This window comes from Gluconobacter cerevisiae (genome assembly GCF_015244675.1).
In the GTDB taxonomy this organism is placed as follows: domain Bacteria; phylum Pseudomonadota; class Alphaproteobacteria; order Acetobacterales; family Acetobacteraceae; genus Gluconobacter; species Gluconobacter cerevisiae.
Window position 1 is genome coordinate 1 of record NZ_JABCQO010000038.1, and the last position, 1,240, is coordinate 1,240.

Annotated in this window: 1 protein-coding gene; it reads right to left on the reverse strand. The window is 56.8% G+C overall.

Annotation, left to right across the window (positions count from 1 at the left end; genetic code table 11):
- Positions 1 to 26: 26 nt before the first annotated feature.
- Positions 27 to 1,177, reverse strand: a protein-coding gene (locus HKD21_RS14315; protein WP_228121527.1) for an IS3 family transposase whose coding sequence is annotated in 2 segments (ribosomal slippage) — positions 27 to 919 and positions 919 to 1,177 — 1,152 coding nt in all. Because the reading frame shifts where the segments join, the coding sequence is not laid out codon by codon here.
- Between the last annotated feature and the right edge of the window lie 63 nt (positions 1,178 to 1,240).

Here is a 1,240-nt window from a genome sequence, read left to right on the forward strand (position 1 = left end):
TGACGTGCCCCCCTTTTTGTATCCACTCAAAAGGAGAGTTCTCGTTTTTTATGGCTTTGGGTTGATTGGATGACAAGTGTCTCGGAGGCATGCCCCCGAGACACTTGTCTGGCGATCTGATCCGGTGTCCTGCCATCCAGTTGGGAATGGGGACGCACCGTATTGTAGTCTTCCCGCCAGTCAGCCAGAACCTGTCGGGCATGGCTGAGGGAGGTAAACAGCGTTTCGTTGAGGCATTCATCCCTCAGCCGGCCGTTGAAACTTTCGACAAAGCCGTTCTGCTGCGGTTTCCCCGGGGCGATATAATGCCATTCGATCTTCATCTCATCGGCCCATTTCAGGATGGCATGGGATGTGAATTCCGTCCCGTTGTCGCTGACAATCATGAGAGGTTTGCCATATCGCTCCACCAGCACCGTCAGTTCCCGCGCCACACGTCCGCCTGACAGCGATGTGTCGGCAACCAGTGCCAGGTTCTTGCGACTGAAATCGTCGATAACAGCCAGAATGCGGAACCGGCGGCCACAGATCAGGGCATCCGAGACAAAATCCAGGCTCCAGCGCTGTCCGGGTTCCTGGGGGATGGTCATGGGAGAGCGCGTTCCCAGTGCCCTCTTTCGACCGCCCCGATGACGGACTTTCAGACCTTCCTCCTGGTAAAGGCGGAACAGCTTCTTGTGATTGGGACTGAAGCCTTCCCGCGCCAGAAGATACCCCAGGCGGCGATAGCCAAAGCGGCGTCGTTGGTCCGCCAGTTCCCGCAGGCGCTGGCGCAGGGCAGCATCGTCCGCTCCGGTAGAAACATACCGCGCGACACGCCTGGCAACACCAACAAGCGCACAGGCACGGCGTTCACTCAGGGCCAGAGCCTCCCGTATGTGTCGGACCGCCTGCCGTTTCGCGACAGGCGTCACCACTTTTTTCCAACGATTTCCTTTAGGGCCGCATTATCCAGCATGGCATCCGCCAGAAGACGTTTCAGGCGGATGTTTTCATCTTCCAGCGCCTTCAGCCGTTTGGCCTCGGATACCTCAAGACCACCATAGCGGGTCTTCCATTTGTAAAACGTCGCATCACTGATCCCGTGTTTGCGGCAAAGATCAGAAACCTTCAGCCCAGCCTCCTGTTCCTTCAGGATCCCTATGATCTGCTCTTCCGTAAAGCGACTGCGCTTCATTCGTCCGTATCCTTCTCGATCGGACTCTACTTTAAAATGGTGACATTTCCGGGGAGCACGTCA